At 64.6% G+C, this 16,770-nt stretch carries 16 protein-coding genes and 1 tRNA gene; 14 read left to right on the top strand and 3 right to left on the bottom strand.

Annotated elements, in window-relative coordinates; all coding sequences use genetic code 11:
* The first annotated feature begins 2 nt into the window (after nucleotides 1-2).
* Genes ABIB99_RS17520 through ABIB99_RS17500 form a run of 5 tightly spaced genes read left to right on the top strand, consistent with a single transcriptional unit; the run spans nucleotide 3 to nucleotide 5,759 of the window.
* On the top strand, nucleotides 3-1,442 hold the full coding sequence (locus ABIB99_RS17520; protein ID WP_354176801.1) for an FAD-binding oxidoreductase: 1,440 nt from the start codon (nucleotides 3-5) through the stop codon (nucleotides 1,440-1,442).
* Nucleotides 1,443-1,444: 2 nt separating this feature from the next.
* A complete protein-coding gene (locus ABIB99_RS17515; RefSeq protein ID WP_354177098.1) occupies nucleotides 1,445-2,551 on the top strand; it encodes a four-carbon acid sugar kinase family protein in 1,107 nt (368 codons plus the stop codon).
* Complete coding sequence (gene pdxA / locus ABIB99_RS17510) at nucleotides 2,548-3,585, top strand: 4-hydroxythreonine-4-phosphate dehydrogenase PdxA (protein WP_354176800.1); 1,038 nt, start codon at nucleotides 2,548-2,550, stop codon at nucleotides 3,583-3,585. Before ABIB99_RS17515 ends, pdxA begins: the two co-directional genes overlap by 4 nt.
* Before the next feature lie 13 nt (nucleotides 3,586-3,598).
* On the top strand, nucleotides 3,599-4,729 hold the full coding sequence (locus tag ABIB99_RS17505) for an iron-containing alcohol dehydrogenase (RefSeq protein WP_354176798.1): 1,131 nt from the start codon (nucleotides 3,599-3,601) through the stop codon (nucleotides 4,727-4,729).
* Nucleotides 4,730-4,787: 58 nt separating this feature from the next.
* A complete protein-coding gene (locus ABIB99_RS17500; protein WP_354176797.1) occupies nucleotides 4,788-5,759 on the top strand; it encodes a Bug family tripartite tricarboxylate transporter substrate binding protein in 972 nt (323 codons plus the stop codon).
* Between the two features lie 80 nt (nucleotides 5,760-5,839).
* On the opposite strand, the gene ABIB99_RS17495 is transcribed toward ABIB99_RS17500, so the two are convergent.
* Nucleotides 5,840-6,130, bottom strand: coding sequence for a hypothetical protein (locus ABIB99_RS17495; protein WP_247311897.1), 291 nt, complete (start codon nucleotides 6,128-6,130; stop codon nucleotides 5,840-5,842).
* Between ABIB99_RS17495 and ABIB99_RS17490 the strand changes: the two genes are divergently transcribed.
* From ABIB99_RS17490 to ABIB99_RS17480, 3 genes are all read left to right on the top strand, one after another.
* Nucleotides 6,129-6,449 carry a hypothetical protein gene (locus tag ABIB99_RS17490; RefSeq protein ID WP_063983883.1) on the top strand — a complete coding sequence of 107 codons (321 nt, stop codon included), beginning with the start codon at nucleotides 6,129-6,131 and terminating at the stop codon, nucleotides 6,447-6,449. The two genes, ABIB99_RS17495 and ABIB99_RS17490, sit on opposite strands and share 2 nt — an antisense overlap.
* A gap of 144 nt (nucleotides 6,450-6,593) precedes the next feature.
* Nucleotides 6,594-7,901: a DUF6056 family protein gene (locus ABIB99_RS17485; RefSeq protein WP_354176795.1), complete on the top strand. Its 1,308-nt coding sequence runs from the start codon at nucleotides 6,594-6,596 to the stop codon at nucleotides 7,899-7,901.
* A 485-nt stretch (nucleotides 7,902-8,386) separates the two neighbouring features.
* Nucleotides 8,387-8,460 (top strand) — tRNA-Gln (locus tag ABIB99_RS17480).
* A 161-nt stretch (nucleotides 8,461-8,621) separates the two neighbouring features.
* On the opposite strand, the gene ABIB99_RS17475 is transcribed toward ABIB99_RS17480, so the two are convergent.
* Nucleotides 8,622-10,445: a caspase family protein gene (locus ABIB99_RS17475; protein ID WP_063983872.1), complete on the bottom strand. Its 1,824-nt coding sequence runs from the start codon at nucleotides 10,443-10,445 to the stop codon at nucleotides 8,622-8,624.
* A gap of 205 nt (nucleotides 10,446-10,650) precedes the next feature.
* Here ABIB99_RS17475 and ABIB99_RS17470 point away from each other — a divergent pair, with 205 nt between their 5' ends.
* From ABIB99_RS17470 to ABIB99_RS17445, 6 genes are all read left to right on the top strand, one after another.
* The gene (locus tag ABIB99_RS17470; protein ID WP_063983871.1) at nucleotides 10,651-11,013 is read left to right on the top strand and encodes a DUF1428 domain-containing protein; all 363 of its coding nucleotides are present in this window, start codon (nucleotides 10,651-10,653) and stop codon (nucleotides 11,011-11,013) included.
* Between the two features lie 365 nt (nucleotides 11,014-11,378).
* On the top strand, nucleotides 11,379-12,632 hold the full coding sequence (locus tag ABIB99_RS17465; RefSeq protein ID WP_063983870.1) for an ABC transporter substrate-binding protein: 1,254 nt from the start codon (nucleotides 11,379-11,381) through the stop codon (nucleotides 12,630-12,632).
* A gap of 67 nt (nucleotides 12,633-12,699) precedes the next feature.
* Nucleotides 12,700-13,563 (top strand): branched-chain amino acid ABC transporter permease, encoded by an 864-nt coding sequence (locus ABIB99_RS17460; RefSeq protein WP_063983869.1) that lies wholly within the window; start codon nucleotides 12,700-12,702, stop codon nucleotides 13,561-13,563.
* 13 nt (nucleotides 13,564-13,576) lie between these two features.
* A complete protein-coding gene (locus tag ABIB99_RS17455; protein WP_063983868.1) occupies nucleotides 13,577-14,548 on the top strand; it encodes a branched-chain amino acid ABC transporter permease in 972 nt (323 codons plus the stop codon).
* Nucleotides 14,538-15,305, top strand: coding sequence for an ABC transporter ATP-binding protein (locus ABIB99_RS17450; RefSeq protein WP_071914964.1), 768 nt, complete (start codon nucleotides 14,538-14,540; stop codon nucleotides 15,303-15,305). Before ABIB99_RS17455 ends, ABIB99_RS17450 begins: the two co-directional genes overlap by 11 nt.
* On the top strand, nucleotides 15,302-16,021 hold the full coding sequence (locus tag ABIB99_RS17445; RefSeq protein WP_014496007.1) for an ABC transporter ATP-binding protein: 720 nt from the start codon (nucleotides 15,302-15,304) through the stop codon (nucleotides 16,019-16,021). The genes ABIB99_RS17450 and ABIB99_RS17445 overlap by 4 nt, the downstream gene beginning before the upstream one ends.
* Here the strand turns inward: ABIB99_RS17445 and ABIB99_RS17440 are convergent.
* Nucleotides 16,003-16,668, bottom strand: coding sequence for a TetR/AcrR family transcriptional regulator (locus ABIB99_RS17440; protein ID WP_354176793.1), 666 nt, complete (start codon nucleotides 16,666-16,668; stop codon nucleotides 16,003-16,005). The two genes, ABIB99_RS17445 and ABIB99_RS17440, sit on opposite strands and share 19 nt — an antisense overlap.
* Between the last annotated feature and the right edge of the window lie 102 nt (nucleotides 16,669-16,770).

Here is a 16,770-nt window from a genome sequence, read left to right as displayed (position 1 = left end):
TGATGTCCGACTCATTCCAGGATGCATTGGCCGGGCTCGCCGCGATCGTCGGCGAGAAGCACGTCATCGCGTCCGGAGCCGACCAGGAGCCTTATGTGGTGGACTGGCGCGGGCGCTATCGCGGCCGCGCGGTCGCAGTGGTGAAGCCCGGCTCGACCGCCGAGGTCGCCTCTGTCGTCAAATACTGCGCCGACAGGCGCCTTACGATCGTGCCGCAAGGCGGCAACACCGGCATGTGCGGAGCCGCGACGCCGGACGATCACGCGGGCAATGTCGTGATCCGGCTCGACCGCATGCGAGCTGTGCGCGACGTCAGTCCGCTCGCCAACACGATCACGGTCGAGGCTGGCTGCATTCTCGCCGAGGTCCAGAATGCGGCGCGTAGCGTCGATCGCTACTTTCCCTTGAGCCTGGGTGCCGAGGGTTCCTGCCAGATCGGCGGCAACATCTCGACCAATGCCGGCGGCACGGCCGTGCTGCGCTACGGCCCGACGCGCGATCTCGTGCTCGGGCTCGAAGCCGTGCTGCCCGACGGGCGTATCTTCAACGGCCTGCGCGCGCTGCGCAAGGACAACACGGGTTACGCGCTCAAGCAGCTCTTCATCAGGGCGGAAGGCACGCTCGGCATCGTCACCGCGGCGGTGCTGAAACTGTTCTCGCCGCCGCGCAGCTCGGCGCTGGCGCTGGTGAAATTGCAGGGTGTCGCGCAGGCACTCGAGATCATGGCGCGCCTGCGCGGTGTGGTCGGCGACCGGCTCGGCAGCCTCGAAATCATGTCGCGCTCGCAGATCGAGGCGATCGCGGAGACCGTGCCGCATGTCACCATCCCGTTCGAGCTGACGACACCGTGGTATCTGATCGTCGAGTTGACGGACACGCTCGCGGGCGTCGATCTCGACGAGCCGCTCGCCACGGCTCTGGCGGATGCGATGGAGGCCCGCATCGCCGAAGACGTCATCCTGGCCTCGAACCTCGCACAGGCGAAGGCGATCTGGGCCGTCAGGCACAGCGTGTCCGAAGGCAACAAGCGCAGCGGCTATGTCGTCTCGCACGACAGCGTTGTGCCGCTGGATCGCCAGGCGGACTTCGTCACCAATGTCGAGGCGCGAATTATGGCCGCTGTGCCGCATGCCCGCGTGGTGATGCATGGTCATATCGGCGACGGCAACATCCACGTGATCGCCCTGATCGACCGTGCGCATTGTCAGGAGCCGGCGACGACGGCCGCCCTGGTGGCGCAAATCAATGAGATCGTCGATGACGAGACCGCAGCGCGGGGCGGGGCGATCAGTGCCGAGCATGGCATCGGGATCACCAATCGCGTGCGGCTGGCCCGTGTCGCCGATCCGCTCGATATCGAGCTGATGCGCGGCATCAAGCACTTGCTCGATCCGAACGGCCTGATGAACCCCGGCAAGATCTTGGGCGCGGGAGCAGCATGACGATGACGGTCGTGCGCCTGCTTGCCGACGATCTCACCGGCGCACTCGACACCGCGGCGGAGTTCGTCGGCCTGTGCGGACCGTTCGACGTCACCTGGGCGGATTCGCCCGCGACTCCAGGCGCGCAAAGCCTCGCGATCGACAGCGGCACCCGCGAGCGGTCGAAAGCCGACAGCGTCGAGATCGTCGGACGGCTGGCGCCGCAGCTTCAGGGTGGGACGATCGCCTACAAGAAGGTCGACAGCCTGCTCCGCGGTGCCTGGGCGGCCGAGCTCGGTGCCTGCCTGCGCGGCGGCCCTTGGGCGTCATGCGTGGTCGCACCAGCCTTCGACTATCAGGGACGCCGTACCGTCGAGGGCCAGCAATTCGCGCGCACTGTACAGGGTGACTGGCATCGCGTCGGCGACAACCTGCTGGACCAATTGAAACTGGAAGGTATCGATGCACGGCAGGGCGGCCCTGACACGCTCGCTCAAGGTGGCGTTCAGGTGTTCGATGCCGAGAGCGACATCGACCTCGATCGCGTCGTCGAAATGGCGGGGCAGATGCCGGGGCCCGTGCTCTGGTGCGGAAGCGGCGGGCTGGCCGGTGCGCTCGCCCGCGGCCATCGCGCCGATGCGCCGAGCCGGCTGAAGCGGCCGGTGCTTGGGCTGTTCGGTTCCGACCAAGCCGCCACCGCCTCCCAGCTCGCAGCATGTGGCGAAGCCACCATCGCGTTGGCCGAAGGTGAGGGGGGCGCGGGCGTTCAACGCAAGCTGGCTGACGATGGCGTGGCGCTGGTGAAATTCGCGCTCGCGGATGGCCTTTCGCGCGCCGAGGCCGCCCAGCGGATCGCGCGCGAGCTGACAACGCTGATTGCGGTGCTCAATCCGCCCGGAACCCTGATCGTTGCTGGCGGCGAGACCTTGAAGGCCGTATGCGTTGCGCTCGGCGAGCATGCGCTCCAGGTGACGGGGCGTATCGTGCCGGGATTGCCGCGCTCGGTGCTGCAAGGCGGCCGCTGGGCCGGCGTCGACGTCATCTCGAAATCCGGCGCGTTCGGCACCAGCGAGCTGTGGCGCGATCTGCTCCGGGACAATCATTTGCTCAATACGGGGAGCCCGACATGACCTCTCGTCATCTTGCCATTACCATGGGCGATCCGGCCGGGATCGGCCCGGAGATCATCGTCAAGGCCTGCGTCGGGCTGAAGGACCGGATCGCGAAAGGCGATCTGCGCATCCTGATCATCGGCAGCGGCGCCGCGCTCGAGGATGCCAAGGTCGCGCTCGTCGCTGCCGTTGCGATTCCGGAGGTGAGTGCCGACGATGCTGACTGGCCGAACCTCTGCTTTCTCCAGGCGGATGTCGAGGGCACCCCGATCAAGCCCGGCGTCTTGAGCGCCGACGGCGGCCGCTTTGCCTACAAGGCGATCGAGCAGGGCGTGCGCCTGACGCAGGCCGGGCGGACCTCCGCGATTGTCACCGCGCCGCTCAACAAGGAAGCACTCAACAAGGCCGGCTATCATTTCCCTGGACATACCGAGATGCTGGCGCACCTCACTGGTGTGCGCGGATCGGTGATGCTGCTCGCCCACGGCAACATGCGCGTCAGCCATGTCTCGACCCACGTGGCGCTGGAAGACGTGCCGAAGCGTCTGACGCCGGAGCGTCTGCGCATGGTGATCGATCTCACCAACGAGGCCTTGCTGCGGCTCGGTATCGCCAAGCCGAAGATTGCAATCGCCGCGCTCAATCCGCATGCGGGCGAGGGCGGTCTGTTCGGCCGGCAGGATATCGACGTTTCGGCACCGACGATTGCCAAGGCCGTCGCCGATGGCCTCGACGTCGTCGGCCCGGTGCCCGGTGACACCATCTTCGTCAAGCTGCGCGCCGGCCAGTACGATGCTGCGGTCGCGATGTATCACGACCAGGGGCACATCCCCGTCAAGCTGCTGGGCTTCCAGGTCGATCCCGCGACCGGCCGCTGGCAGGAGCTCTCCGGCGTCAACATCACGCTGGGCCTGCCGATCATCCGCACCTCCGTCGATCATGGCACCGCCTTCGACATTGCCGGCAAGGGCATTGCCAACGAGCACAGCCTGATCGAGGCCATCGACTATGCCGAGCGGCTCTCCGCTGGCGTCTCCGCCTCCAAGTCATGAGATCTAGCGCACGATGACCAACGCCTTCACGCCCATCGAAATCCAACGTCCCACCATCCTGGAATTCGGCAACGGCACCATCACGGCTGCTGCGCGCTTCGCCGAGCGGATCGGCGCCAGGCGGCCGCTGGTGATTTCCGATCCGTTCAATGCGCGCCGCGTCGATGCGCTGGCGCTGCCGGGGGCAGTGAAAGTGTTTGGCGACGTCAAGCCTGAACCGGACCTGCCTAATCTGGAGAAGGCGGTGGCGATGGCGAAAGAGGTCGCGCCTGATCTCGTCGTCGGCTTCGGCGGCGGCAGCGCGATGGATCTCGCCAAGCTGGTCGCGGTGCTCTGCACCAGCGACGTGGCCTTTGCCGATATCGTTGGGCCGGAAAAAGTCGCCGGCCGCAGCGTGCCGCTGATGCAGATCCCGACCACGTCGGGCACCGGCAGCGAGGCCGGCACTCGCGCGCTCGTCACCGATCCCGTCAGCCAGAACAAGCAGGCGGTGCAGAGCCGCTTCATGCTTGCTGATATCGCCATCGTCGATCCTGATCTCACGATGACCGTGCCGAAGGAGGTCACTGCGGCCACCGGCGTCGATGCGCTGGCGCATTGCGTCGAGGCCTATACCAGCCGCAAGGCGCATCCGATGATCGACCTTTATGCGCTCGAGGGCGCGCGGCTGGTCGGGCAATATCTCAAGCGGGCGGTTGCCGACGGCGGCGATCGCGAGGCACGCGCGGGTCTCTCCCTGGCTTCACTCTATGGCGGCTATTGCCTCGGGCCGGTGAACACCACCGCCGGCCATGCCGTGGCCTATCCGCTCGGCACGCGCCATCATGTCGCGCATGGGCTCGCCTGTGCCTTGATCTTCCCGCACACGCTGGCCTTCAACATGCCGGCAGTCGAGGCGAAGACGGTCGCGGTGCTGGCGGCGCTCGGCCTGCCGGCGCAGAACGATGCGAAGCTCGCATTCGACGCCACTTACGATTTCTGCAAGAACCTCGGCATCGAGATGCGTCTGTCCGCGCTCGGCGTGCCCAAGGGCGATCTCGGCGTGATGGCCGACGAGGCACACGCCATTCGCCGCCTGCTTGACAACAATCCGCGGGACCTCGGCCGGGATGCGATCCTGAACATGTACGAGGTCGCGTTCTAGTCACCTCCGCCGCGCGCGGCACCCAATCAACAAAACAGTAACAATAGAGGAAACTTCGATGAGATCGATGTGGCTTGGTCTTGTGTCAGCCGTGCTGCTGGCGACGTTGCCGGCAAAGGCGCAGGACGGCTATCCGGCCAAGCAGGTGACGGTGATCGTGCCCTTCGCCGCCGGCGGCACCGCCGACATCTTCGCGCGCATGGTGTCGAACCATCTGCAAGTGAAGCTGGGCAAGCCGTTCCTGGTCGAGAATGTCGGCGGTGCCGGCTCGATCCTCGGCGTGACGCGGCTGGCGAAGTCGGCGCCTGACGGCATCACGCTCGGCCTTGCCAGCACCTCCGCGCTCGCGATCAACCCCACGCTCTACGGGCCCAAGCTCAGCTACCAGCCGGATAGGGACCTGGTGGCGGTCGCCCAGATCAGTGTCGTGCCGAACGTGCTCGTGGTGAATCCGAACAAGATCAAGGCGCGCACCGTGCCGGAGCTGATCGCCTATCTGAAGGCGAACCCGGACAAGGTCTCGTTCGGCTCGGCCGGCGTCGGCACCTCGCAGCATCTTGCCGCTGAACTGTTTCAACAGATGACCGGCACCAAGATGGTGCATGTGCCCTACAAGGGCTCCAGCCAGATGCTGACGGATCTGTTGAGCGGCCAGATCGATCTTGCCTTCGACAACGTGCCACTGCTGCTGCCACAGGTGAAGACCGGCCAGCTCGCGATGCTCGCCACTGCAACGCCCAAGCGCGCCGCCTTCGATCCGGAAGTCCCGGCCGTCGCCGAATTCCTGCCGGGCTTCGAAGCGGTGGCCTGGCACGGCTTCTTCGTTCCCGCGGCCACGCCGAAGCCCATCGTCGAAAAGCTGTCGGGCGAGATCCGCGCCTTCATGCAGCAGCCGGAGACGGTGCAGAAGATGGCCGAGCTCGGTGCGGCCGCGGTGGCGGTGGATTCGGAGCCGTTCAAGGCCTACATCGCCTCCGAGACCGAGCGGTGGAAGAAGGTGATCGAAGCGGCGAATATCAAGCTGGAGTAGGCGACGGTCGCTTATCTGGCGGACGGGTCGCTGTCGGCTCGGCTTCCTCACGAGCCCCCGCTGAGCGCGGGGCTCGCCCCTCATTCGAAGAATTCGCCAACCCAGTTGTGCCTGACAGCCTCGACGTGCCAGCCCATTGCGCGTTGCGCGTTCGGCAGGGGATCCGGCACGTCGCTGCGGACGTGACTGCCGAGGCCTCGCGCACGGTGCGCGTGGCGTCCTTCGCTCCGCAGGCGAAACCTGCCTTGTGACTCGAAAATCCGGCTGTAGCCGTCGGTCGGAAAGAAAGTTCCTGCGATCGGAAAGTGGGTCGGCTGCTGCCGAAGCATCAGGAACGTGATGTCCTCCGCGGTTTCCGAGAGACGTGTCATGACTGTCCTGCTGAGAAACACCTTCAAGGCCTGGATCGACCGGGCGCCGGGCGCGCCGCCCAAGCTGGTCATGGTCGGCGACGTGAGGGTACCGACCGATGGCTGGCAGGCCCGGCTGACCAGGCGCTCGCCGCAAGGTATCAATCCGAAGATCCTGATCCTCGACGTGAACACGCAGCAGCCGGGCGGCGAAGCGCAGGAAGCGATCACCACGATCCCGCTCCGTTACGAGGAGAGCCCGCCGCAGGACGAATACGGCCAGGTGATGATCGCGAACGGCAAGGCTGAGATCGTGGTCCGCGTCTGCGGCTCGAACTAGCCTTTCGATTGTTTGCCCGCGGAACCTTGTGATCTTCTGTGCCGCGTTGCATAACGAGGGTTGCATTCGGGGCTGTTCGCTCTCTCGTTGCTGCCGCTTTGTTCAGTCGATTTTGGGGGATTTCCTGTGCGCCTCGGAAGCCGCATGCCGGACGTGATGCCTATCGTGGCCGCTTCTGTCGCTCTCTTCATCCTGCTCTGGCTCGCATCCATCGCGCTCTATGCGATGCCTGAATCCGACGATTATTGCGTGACGAACCGCGTCAACAGCATGGGTCTCGTCGGAATGGTCAAATCCTATTATTTGCACCAGATGGGCCGACTGACCTCGCTTGTGGCGATCGCCGCCCCCGCCGTTGTCAGCAAGGTGACAGGCGTCGATTATTTGGTCGTCTATCCGGTCATACTCATTTGCGGCATGGCCATCTTCTTGGCAGTCAGCGTTTATTGGGCTGGTCGAATGTGGACCGGCCTGTCGTGGCCAGAGAGATTTTTGGCGGGTGCAATGCTCTGCGCGGCGAGCTTCGTTCTGGCGATCAGTCTGCGGGAGATGCTTTACTGGATCTCGGGCAGTGCGTCCTACATGGTTCCCGCCCTCTTCGTGATCATCATCCTCGTTGAGCTGGTGCGGTCCGCAGCGAACGAAACCGTGCTCTCGACCGGCCAAATCGTCGTTCTCTCCGCAATCGGCTTCCTGGGTGCTCTGGCCAACGAGTTCACGCCATTTTGGATCGTGGCCCTCGTCGCCGGTTCTGCCGTTTATCGAGCGTTCTACCATCCTCGCCCGCAACTGGCGGGCCATGCAGTGATGCTGACGGCGACCTTCATCGGACTTGCGATCCTGCTTTTGTCACCGGGGAATGCGGTCCGGATGGCGGCATATCCGGAGGGGGGGAAGATCGCCGCTTCTTTCTCGATGGGGTTGTACTATCTGTGGCTCGAGCTGGTTCGGCATTACACCGAATCTGCGACGTGGGCCTGGCTCGGTTTCGTGGCGTTGTTTTCGGTCTTCGTGGTGCCTTCGCAACCGAGGCCGACGGCGCGGCTGCTGGTCTTGATCGTCGGGTTCGTGGCGGCAGTGCTCGCTGGTCTCTACACCGCTTATGTCATTGCCTATTTTGCGACGGCGGAGGATCTCGCGACGCGAGGGCGGAATGAGGTGGTGGTTTTTCTTCTTGCCGGAGGGGGCTGCGTCGTCGCCCTGGCTGCCCGCTTCCTTCCCTCCCTGGGCCATCATGCCCATATTCGCATGACGGCCCTGGTGGCCTGCGGGCTCCTTTCTTTTTTGCTCCTCGATAGCGTCGCGCTGGGATACGTCCGCGCCGAGGAGTCGCAATTCGCGACCTTCTGGAGCGAGAGTTGTCCAGAGGCATCAATTTCTTCGGACGACCAAGGACCTGGATGTTGTCGTCCCCAAGAGATCGGTCAAGCCGTCCATGCTGATGGACGGTGAGCTAACCAAAAATCCGGGCCAGCTGCCGAATGATTGCGTCGGTGAATTCTATGGCAAGCGATCCGTGGTCTTGGGCGATTAAGTCAGCGGATCAGGCTGTAAACCCGCTCGCGCTTCGTGCGGGCGATCGCCGGCTGCGGCGTGCCGGCGTCGAGCGCGCGCATCATGCCTGGGTAAAGCCGACAGACCATCCCCATTGATCGACGTGAAGCGGCACGCCGGCGCGCCCGTTGATCGTGGCATGTGGACGTCGTCGAGGCAGGCGTGCCAGGTCTCCTGGTGCTGATTGCCGGAGCCGGCCGCGGGTGAGGGCGGACATGCCGCTACGGCGCGAACGCAGCGAGAACAAGCTGCGATGCTTACAGAGGGGCTAGACCGCGAACGCCGGCGCGGCTATATGAGCGCCAGCGCGCCGCTGATTTGCAAAACTTTTGCTGCGGCTTGCAAAGCTTCCGAAGAAAGTCTTGTGATATCAAGCACTTCGGTGGGGAATGGTGTAACGGTAGCACAACAGACTCTGACTCTGTTTGTCTTGGTTCGAATCCAGGTTCCCCAGCCAGTTCCGGGCGATTTACCCAGATCATAACCTGCTCTGAATCAGGCCCGCGCCGCGAGCCTGACGTGCCGTCGGCAGGCCTCCCCGTCGTCGGTGCGGCCTCGGCGCGTTGGCCCGACTTATCGCGTCCGCGATGCGCCGCGCGGCGATGCAAGGCGAAATGACTAGCGGCGCCTCTTCCGGCCCGTCTTGGCGGCACGCTTTTTCGTCGCCCGTCGCTGGCCGCGACCTGCATCTGCCGCGCCCCATGGAATTTTCGCGCTGACGCGCGTCTTGGCGCCAACGAGATTGGGCGTCTGGTTGTATTTGAGGCGACGGAGTTTGGCCGTGACGAGCTCGCTCAGCTCCTGGAACGACGGATTGGCGCTGCGGTCTCGTTGTTCGCGCAGCACCTTCGCCATGCAGAACGTGTAGGCGCCATACGACGTGACGCCGTCACGATATTCATAGGACAGCTCCTGCTCCTGGCAGGCCTCGAGGAGAATCGGCAGATAAGGACCGTGATGCCCGAGCTCGGCGCGCGTCTTGTTGTATGCCTTGTCGGGCTGGGTGCGGAGCGCCATGCTGCGCCCGAGCCGCTGCGTGGCGCCGTTGTCGCCGAGATAGTCGGCGCCGTTCTTGCTCTTGCTCAGACTTTCGTTCAGGGGAGGGAACTCACGCGGCACCCACATGCCTTCGCTTGCCTCCCACCGCAGCGCCCGGTGGCGGATATCGTCGGGCGGCGTCAGGCCGCGGATACGCGGACCACCGTCACGTGTCATGCCGCCGGAATGGCAGCAGTCGAGCATGGCGACGAAATAGCAGTCGTACGGAAGCTGTGAGTAGAGCTGGCTGAACTGGCGGTCGAGAATGGCGTGCTCGGGCGTCCAGTCGAAATCATAGGGAACGAGGCACTCGTCGACGCTATCCGGTGCGCCGCTCGGGCTGTATCTGGGAATCTGGGCGCCATGGCCCGAGTAGAACAGCATGCGCTCGTCGCCGTCGCGGACGCCCTCGAGCAGCCAGTGAAGCCTTTCCATGATGCCCTGCGCCGTCGCCCGCTCATTGAGCACGACGCGTATTTCGTCCGGCTTGAAGCCGCTCTCCTGTAGCACCGAGCTCATGAGGAATACGTCGTTGACGCATCCTTCGAGCCTGTCCGCGGGTTTGGGATAGTCGTTGATGCCGATCAGCAGGGCGCGGCGGGTCGGCCGGGCGTCAATGCGGGCAATCCCCCGCGCGGCGCTGACGATGGAGCGGGACGTCGGCACCGGGACCACGTCGTGCCAGACGGTGGCGACGGTCTCGGGGCGCGACAGGTACCAGGTCGCGTTGTGATTCAGGAGATCGTTGGGGACATCGAACGGTGTCAGCACCTGTTGAAAATTGTCTGCGGCGATCTCGAGCGGATAGGTGAGAACGCGATCTTCCCGGTTGAACAGATGGTACCATTTCCGGCAGGGAAGGTCCTGAATGCGGCCTGCGAAGATGTCGCGCACCGCGGGATTGCCGATCTGCGAACCGAACGTGACGAAGACCTTGTCCCTGATCGCACCGGGATTACGCACGAACGTGTCGTAGCAGATCAGCGAGCCGAGGCTGTGAGCCAGGACAACGTCGTAGTTGCCGCTCTTCAGCTTGTCGAGGACTGCGCCGCGCAGCGCGGCCTGCAGCTGTTCATCCACCGACCACTGGGCGACCATGCCCGCGGTCCATCTGATCAGGGTTGGTACATCTTCGAGGCTGCGTGTGCCCGCGAGCAGATCACCGACCCCGTGGACGGTCGCGCTCGCGAGCAGTTTTGCCAGCGCGATGCCATAGGTGATGAGGTTCGGCGGGCTCTTGTCGAACAGGTCGTCATACGAGAGGAAGTCGATGGCCGGGTTGAGGCTCTGATCGACGGACTGGACCGCGCGTATGATCGCCTCGGACCATGACTTTCGAAACTCGGCGTCGATCTCCGCGTGACCGACGCCGTGGACGCAAAGCAATGACAGGCGGGTGCTCATGAAAGCTGCCTTCTGCTCAATGCAATCTGAAGTAGCCGATGTTCGAGCGCAAACGTCCGGGATGATGTCACGGCGCCACGAGCTTCAAATATGAAGTAGCGCACGAAATCCTCGCGACAGTTTGCCTCACCTTGCGGGAGGCATGACGTGTCGGATCGTCCCGCGCCGCTTCGTCCTCGGGGCAGGCAACCCAAGGAGATCCGTGATGCCTTATGTCGATGGTTTCGTGCTGGCCGTGCCGAAGGACAAGATCGAGGCCTACAAGGTGCTGGCGCGTAAGGCCTGCGCCGTGTGGATGGAACATGGCGCGCTCGATTACGTCGAGTGCATCGGCGACGACGTGCCTTATGGCGAATTGACCTCGTTTCCGCGCGCGGTGATCGCGAAGGAGGACGAGGTCGTGGTGTTCTCCTGGATCGTCTACCGTGACCGGGAGACCCGCGATGCCGTCAACAAGAAGGTGATGGCTGATGAGCGGTTCAAGGGCGCCGACATGCCCTTCGACGGCAAGCGCATGATCTATGGCGGCTTCACGACGCTGTTGCGGGCGAGCGACGTCGTCGGCTGACGGCGTTTTGCAGGGTGGGTTGGCGGCAGCCACCGCCTCTGCGTTCGCGGAAACAGACGGGGGCCGGGTTACGCCAGCGGACCGCGCTTGGCGCAGTCGCAGCGTTAACCCACCCCTGCAGATGGCAATGACGTCCGCCGTTCGGGTTACCGCGTTCGCGCCGGACGACGCCGGATTTGAACGCTGCCCGCGCCGGCGCATTCGCTGCCTCTCCCATGCAGCATTGCGCAAGTCCGTTTCGTCTTGCCGGTGTCCGGCTGGCATGCCATCCTAGATCCACCAGGCATAAACAAACGGAAGCGGGCGCTTAGCCTGCAGCTTCCAAAATAGCTTGGTCGGGGAAACCCTTTGGGAGGTCTGATTTGATGAATTTCAAGCACGTCACCGGGCTGTTTTGCGCAGCCGCGATGTTCCTTACGCTGGGCTCCGGCGCGCAGGCCCAGGACAAGGTCATCAAGATCGGCGTCATCATGCCGATGTCCGGCGGCACCGCCTCGATCGGTGCGCACGCCAAGGCGGCGCTCGAAGTCGCCATGGACATCATCAACAACGCTCATCCTGAGCTTGGCAATCTGCCGCTGGCGAAGAACGCCGGCCTTGCCGGCCTCGGCGGCGCCAAGATCGAGGCTGTGTTCGCCGACAACCAGGGCAACCCGGCGACGGGCCAGAACCAGGCGCTACGCCTGATCACGGAAGAGAAGGTGGCGGCCGTGTTCGGCTCCTACCAGTCCGGCGTCACGCTGACTTCGAGCGCGATCGCCGAGAAATACGGCGTTCCCTTCCTGAACTCGGAATCGGTCGCCGCCAATCTCACCGAGCGCGGCTTCAAATGGTTCTTCCGCACCACGCCGATCGCGACCGATTTCGCCAAGATCTATGTCGACTTCCTCGCCGACATCAAGGCGCAGGGTGCCAAGACCGACGCCGTCGCGGTGGTCCATGACAACACCGAATACGGCACCTCGGTCGCCAACACGATCGCCGGCGCCTTCAAGGAAAAGGGCCAGCCGATCGCGCTCGACATCGCCTATCCCGTCAATGCGACCGATTTGCAGGGCCAGGTGCTGCAGCTCAAGGACAAGAAGCCCGACGTCGTCATCATGATCAGCTACACGTCGGATGCGATCCTGTTCGCCAAGACCATGCAGTCGCTCGACTACAAGCCGGCCGTGCTGCTGGCCGACGATGCCGGCTACTCCGATCCGTCCTTCACCAAGGCGGTAGGCAAGATCTCGCAAGGCGTCTTCAACCGCTCGTCCTGGGTCGTGGGACCGCCGGGCTCGGCGTCCGCCATCATCGCCGACATGTACAAGAAGAAGAGCGGCGAGGAGATGGACGACACGGTCGCCCGGCAGATGCAGGGCTTCTTCGTGCTGGCCGATGCCATCGACCGCGCCGGCTCGACCGAGCCTGCCAAGATCCAGGCCGCGCTGAAGGCGACGGACCTGAAGCCCGAGCAGCTCATGATCGGCTACAAGGGCGTGAAGTTCGACGACAAGGGCCAGAACATCCTGGCTTCCGGCGCCATCATCCAGCTCCAGGATGGCGAGAACTACGTCGCGGTATGGCCGAAGGCCAATGCCGAGAAGGCGCCGGTACTGCCCTACAAGGGCTGGTGAGATTGCCTGAAGGCGGGACCGCGCGTCCCGCCTTTCCCAGAATGTTTTGATCAGAGCAACGCAGCTCATGTCCTTCGTACTCGTGCAGGTGATTGCCGGCGGGCTTCTGCTCGGTGCCGTCTACGCCCTGTTTTCCTCTGGCCTCACGCTGGTGTGGGGCATGATGAACATCGTCAATTTCGCGCATGGCGACTTCGTCATGCTCGGCATGTACGTCGCCTATGTCGTCTATACCCTGATGGGGGGAGGGCCCATCCTCGGCGCCCCACTGGCGACACTGGTGCTCGCGACCGTCGGGGTCGTCGTCTATTTCGCCCTGATCCGCGACATCATGAAGGGGCCGATGCTGGCGCAGATCCTCGGCACGTTCGGGCTCGCGCTGCTGCTGCGCTATTCCGTGTTCTGGTGGTTCGGCGCCAACTTCCTGTCGATGCCGTCGAATATCGTCGGCGGCACCTATGCGTTTGCGGGCCTGCGCATCGAAGCCTCGCGGCTGCTTGCCGGTGTCGTCGCGCTGCTGGTGACATTCGGTCTTCACCTGCTCCTGACGCGCACATCGCTTGGTTCAAAAATGCTGGCGGTGGCGGAGGATCAGACCGCGGCTCAGCTCATGGGCATCAGGCCCGATACGATGCAGGCGATCGCCTGGGCCATCGCGGCCGGCGCCACCGGCCTTGCCGGCGCGCTAATCGCGAACTTCTTCTACATCGTGCCGACGGTCGGCGAGACGCTCGGCATCGTCGCCTTCGTCACGGTATCCCTTGGCGGCTTCGGCAGCGTGCCAGGCGCGCTCGTCGCGGGCCTGTTGATCGGCGTGATCGAGTCGCTCTCCGGCTATCTGATCGGTGCGGTCTACAAGGACATCGTCGTCTATGTCCTGTTCCTGTCCTTCCTCTGGTTCCGGCCGCAAGGCCTGATGGGCAAGCTCTGATGAGAAAGCTGCAATGCGGCGCTTGATCTGGCTCTCGATCGTCGCAGCACTGGCGATTGCCTATCCGTTGCTGCTGTCCTCGCCGTTCCAGCAGCGCCTGGGCGCACTGGTGCTGCTCTATGCCATCGCCGCGTCGGCCTGGAACATCGTCGGCGGCTATGCCGGCCAGGTCTCGGTCGGCCACGTCGTGTTCTTCGGCTGCGGCGCTTATGCCGCGATGGGGAGCTACGCCAAGTTCGGGCTGTCGCCGCTGTTCGGCATCCCCGGCGGGATCGTGCTGGCGGTGGGGCTCGCTGCGATCATCGGCGTGCCGACGCTACGGCTGTCGGGTCACTATTTCAGCATGGCGACGATCGCGGTCGCCGAGACCGTGCGGCTGATCGTCACCAACACCGACTGGCTCGGCGCGGCCGTGGGTCTTTCCGGTCCAACGGTCCCCCGCAACATCTTCGATCTCTCGTTCCTGTCGTCGCTGCCGTACTACTACCTCTTCCTGGTCGTCCTCGTGATCACGCTGTTCATCACCTGGTGGATGACCAACAGCCGCATGGGATTCTATCTGCGCGCGATCAAGGATTCCGAGAGGGCCGCACGTTCCCTGGGCGCACCCGCGAGCCGGACCAAGCTCTACGCCTACATGCTGAGCGCGGCGCTGACGAGCGTTGCCGGCGCGCTCTATGCGATGATGTTCGGCTTCGTCGATCCCGAGTCCGGGCTCGGCATCCTGATCTCGGTCAAAATCCTGATCATGGCGGCGCTGGGCGGGGCGGGGTTGCTGTTCGGTCCGCTGGTGGGAGCCGCGATCCTCGTGCCGCTGGAGGAGATCTCCAACAGCTGGCTTGGCGGCAAGGGGGCCGGCCTCACCTTCGTCCTGTATGGCGCGATCATCGTGCTGATCGCGCGCTTCCAGCCCGGCGGCCTGCTCAGCCTGTTCATGGGACGACGTAAGCCCGGCGCAGATAAGGGAGCCGGCCATGCTCCTTGAGGCGCGCGGGATCACGAAGGCGTTCGGCAGCTTCAAGGCGGTGGACGATGCGTCCGTCACGCTGGAGCAGGGCGATATTCTCGGCCTGATCGGCCCCAACGGCGCCGGCAAATCAACCTTCTTCAATTGCCTCACCGGCGACCTCAAGACCACCTCGGGCCGCGTGCTGTTCGAGGGGACCGACATCACCGACTTCGCGCCGGAGCAGCGCGCCGGGCTCGGGCTTGCGCGCACCTTCCAGGTGCCGCAGACCTTTGAAGGCATGACGGTGCTCGAGAACGTCATGATCGGCGCCTTCCTGCGCACCTCGCATCGCCACGAGGCCGAGACCAGGGCGCGCGCGGTGCTGGAGCGCGTCGGCATGAGCAGGCTTGCGGATGCGCCGGCGCGCTCGCTGGGCACGCCCGGCCGCAAGCGGCTGGAGATCGCCCGTGCACTGGCGACCGAGCCGAAGGTGCTGCTGCTCGACGAGGCCATGGCCGGGCTCAACGCCCACGAGGTGAGGCTCGCCATCGATCTCGTGCGCGACATCCACCGCTCCGGCATCACGCTCGTCATCGTCGAGCACATCATGGAAGTGATCATGTCGCTCGCGAGCCGCGTGATGGTGTTTCACCAGGGCAAGGAGATCGCCCGCGGCTCGCCGCGCGAGGTCACCTCGAACCCGGCGGTGATCGAAGCCTATCTCGGCAAACGCGCGGCGAAGGCCGCGGCCGGCCATACGCCGGTCGAACTGATGGGCGGGCGGGACCTATGAGCGGCGCGCTTCTTCGGATCGAGCACCTCGAGGTGCGCTATGGCGACCTCATCGGTGTCTCCGACGTCTCGCTGGAGGTGCCGGAGGGCAGCGTCGTCGCGCTGCTCGGCTCCAATGGCGGCGGCAAGACCACGACGCTGAACGCGATTGCGGGTCTCATTCCCGTGCATTCCGGCTCGATCAGCTTTCGCGGCGAGGACATCGCCGGCCAGAAGGCCTTTGCGATCGTGCGCAAGGGACTGGCGCTGTCGCCGGAAGGCTGGCGGCTGTTCGTGCAGCAGAGCGTCGAGAACAACCTCATGCTCGGCGCGACGCCGCTGCACGACAAGTCGCGCCAGGCCAATTTGCTTGAGCGCGTCTACGAGATCTTCCCGCGCCTGAAGGAACGCCGCAACCAGCGCGCCGGCACCATGTCCGGCGGCGAGCGGCAGATGCTCGCGGTCGGCCGCGCGCTGATGAGCGATCCGAAGCTATTGATGCTGGATGAACCGTCGCTCGGCCTCGCGCCGGCGGTGGTCGAATCCATGTACGAGACCTTCGGCCGCCTGCATCGCGAGGGCCTGACCATCCTGCTCGCCGAGCAGTCGATCGAGCTCGCGCTGGAAGTCTCGGACTTCGCGACCGTGCTCCAGGTCGGCAAGAGCGTGCTGTCCGGCACGGCCGCGGCGCTCGCACAGGACCCGCAGGTGCAGAAGGCCTATCTCGGCGTCGACTGATTGATCTCTGCCTGGAGCAACAGCAACAGGCAACCGGCCAGCCGCGTCTCCATCTCTTTTGATCCAAGCGACAGCGGCCCGGGATCGTTGAGGATCGCGTTCACCAGCGTGCCCAGTACGACCTGGAAGCCGAAGGCGATGGTGCGGGTCTTGGCGGCCTTGCGTCCCTTGCCCATGGCCGGGAGCAGGAGAGGGGTCGCGCGTTCCGTCGTTGCCTTCGCGAGAGCCTTGAACGGCGTCCATTTGTCCGGACGGGTGTCATCGTGCTGAAGCGCGGCGCGCAGCACGCCCTCGTGGTTGCGCATCCAGGCGATGATCCCGCTGACGATGGTGTGGCAGAGCTTGTCGAGGTCCGTATCCGGTGACGGTCGCCGCATTTCGCCCAGCCTCTGTTCGCCGTCGCGCGCAGCCAGCGCCATCAGTGCGCTGAAATAGGCCTCCTTGCTCTCGAAGCGGCTGTAGAAGGCGCCGACGGTGGCGCCGACCTCGGTGCAGAGCGCCTCGATCGACAGCTCGGCCAGGCTGCGCGTGCGCAGCATGTCGGCGCCGGCGCGCAGCAGCGCCAGCGTCGTCTCGCGGCTGCGCTTCTGCCGCGACGGGGCAACGCCGGGCAGGTCGAAATCGGGTTCGTCCGAGCTTGGCCGCATCAGCGCTTGCATCCAGCAAAAATCATAATCATAATTCGGATTATAATTTAAGCGTGGCCGAGCCGCGGGTCAACCGCAGCCGCCGGGCAACATCGGGAGGAG

The organism is Bradyrhizobium sp. LA6.1 (assembly GCF_040547805.1).
Classification (GTDB): domain Bacteria; phylum Pseudomonadota; class Alphaproteobacteria; order Rhizobiales; family Xanthobacteraceae; genus Bradyrhizobium; species Bradyrhizobium barranii.
This window is presented reverse-complemented; position numbering and strand designations above follow the sequence as displayed.

Excerpts from the sequence above, each read along its gene's own strand:
- ABIB99_RS17520 (WP_354176801.1), top strand. The coding sequence starts at position 3 with ATGTCCGACTCATTCCAGGATGCATTGGCCGGGCTCGCCGCGATCGTC.
- ABIB99_RS17515 (WP_354177098.1), top strand. The coding sequence starts at position 1,445 with ATGACGGTCGTGCGCCTGCTTGCCGACGATCTCACCGGCGCACTCGAC.
- pdxA (WP_354176800.1), top strand. The coding sequence starts at position 2,548 with ATGACCTCTCGTCATCTTGCCATTACCATGGGCGATCCGGCCGGGATC.
- ABIB99_RS17505 (WP_354176798.1), top strand. The coding sequence starts at position 3,599 with ATGACCAACGCCTTCACGCCCATCGAAATCCAACGTCCCACCATCCTG.
- ABIB99_RS17500 (WP_354176797.1), top strand. The coding sequence starts at position 4,788 with ATGAGATCGATGTGGCTTGGTCTTGTGTCAGCCGTGCTGCTGGCGACG.
- ABIB99_RS17490 (WP_063983883.1), top strand. The coding sequence starts at position 6,129 with ATGACTGTCCTGCTGAGAAACACCTTCAAGGCCTGGATCGACCGGGCG.
- ABIB99_RS17495 (WP_247311897.1), bottom strand. The coding sequence starts at position 6,130 with ATGACACGTCTCTCGGAAACCGCGGAGGACATCACGTTCCTGATGCTT.
- ABIB99_RS17485 (WP_354176795.1), top strand. The coding sequence starts at position 6,594 with ATGCCGGACGTGATGCCTATCGTGGCCGCTTCTGTCGCTCTCTTCATC.
- ABIB99_RS17475 (WP_063983872.1), bottom strand. The coding sequence starts at position 10,445 with ATGAGCACCCGCCTGTCATTGCTTTGCGTCCACGGCGTCGGTCACGCG.
- ABIB99_RS17470 (WP_063983871.1), top strand. The coding sequence starts at position 10,651 with ATGCCTTATGTCGATGGTTTCGTGCTGGCCGTGCCGAAGGACAAGATC.
- ABIB99_RS17465 (WP_063983870.1), top strand. The coding sequence starts at position 11,379 with ATGAATTTCAAGCACGTCACCGGGCTGTTTTGCGCAGCCGCGATGTTC.
- ABIB99_RS17460 (WP_063983869.1), top strand. The coding sequence starts at position 12,700 with ATGTCCTTCGTACTCGTGCAGGTGATTGCCGGCGGGCTTCTGCTCGGT.
- ABIB99_RS17455 (WP_063983868.1), top strand. The coding sequence starts at position 13,577 with ATGCGGCGCTTGATCTGGCTCTCGATCGTCGCAGCACTGGCGATTGCC.
- ABIB99_RS17450 (WP_071914964.1), top strand. The coding sequence starts at position 14,538 with ATGCTCCTTGAGGCGCGCGGGATCACGAAGGCGTTCGGCAGCTTCAAG.
- ABIB99_RS17445 (WP_014496007.1), top strand. The coding sequence starts at position 15,302 with ATGAGCGGCGCGCTTCTTCGGATCGAGCACCTCGAGGTGCGCTATGGC.
- ABIB99_RS17440 (WP_354176793.1), bottom strand. The coding sequence starts at position 16,668 with ATGCGGCCAAGCTCGGACGAACCCGATTTCGACCTGCCCGGCGTTGCC.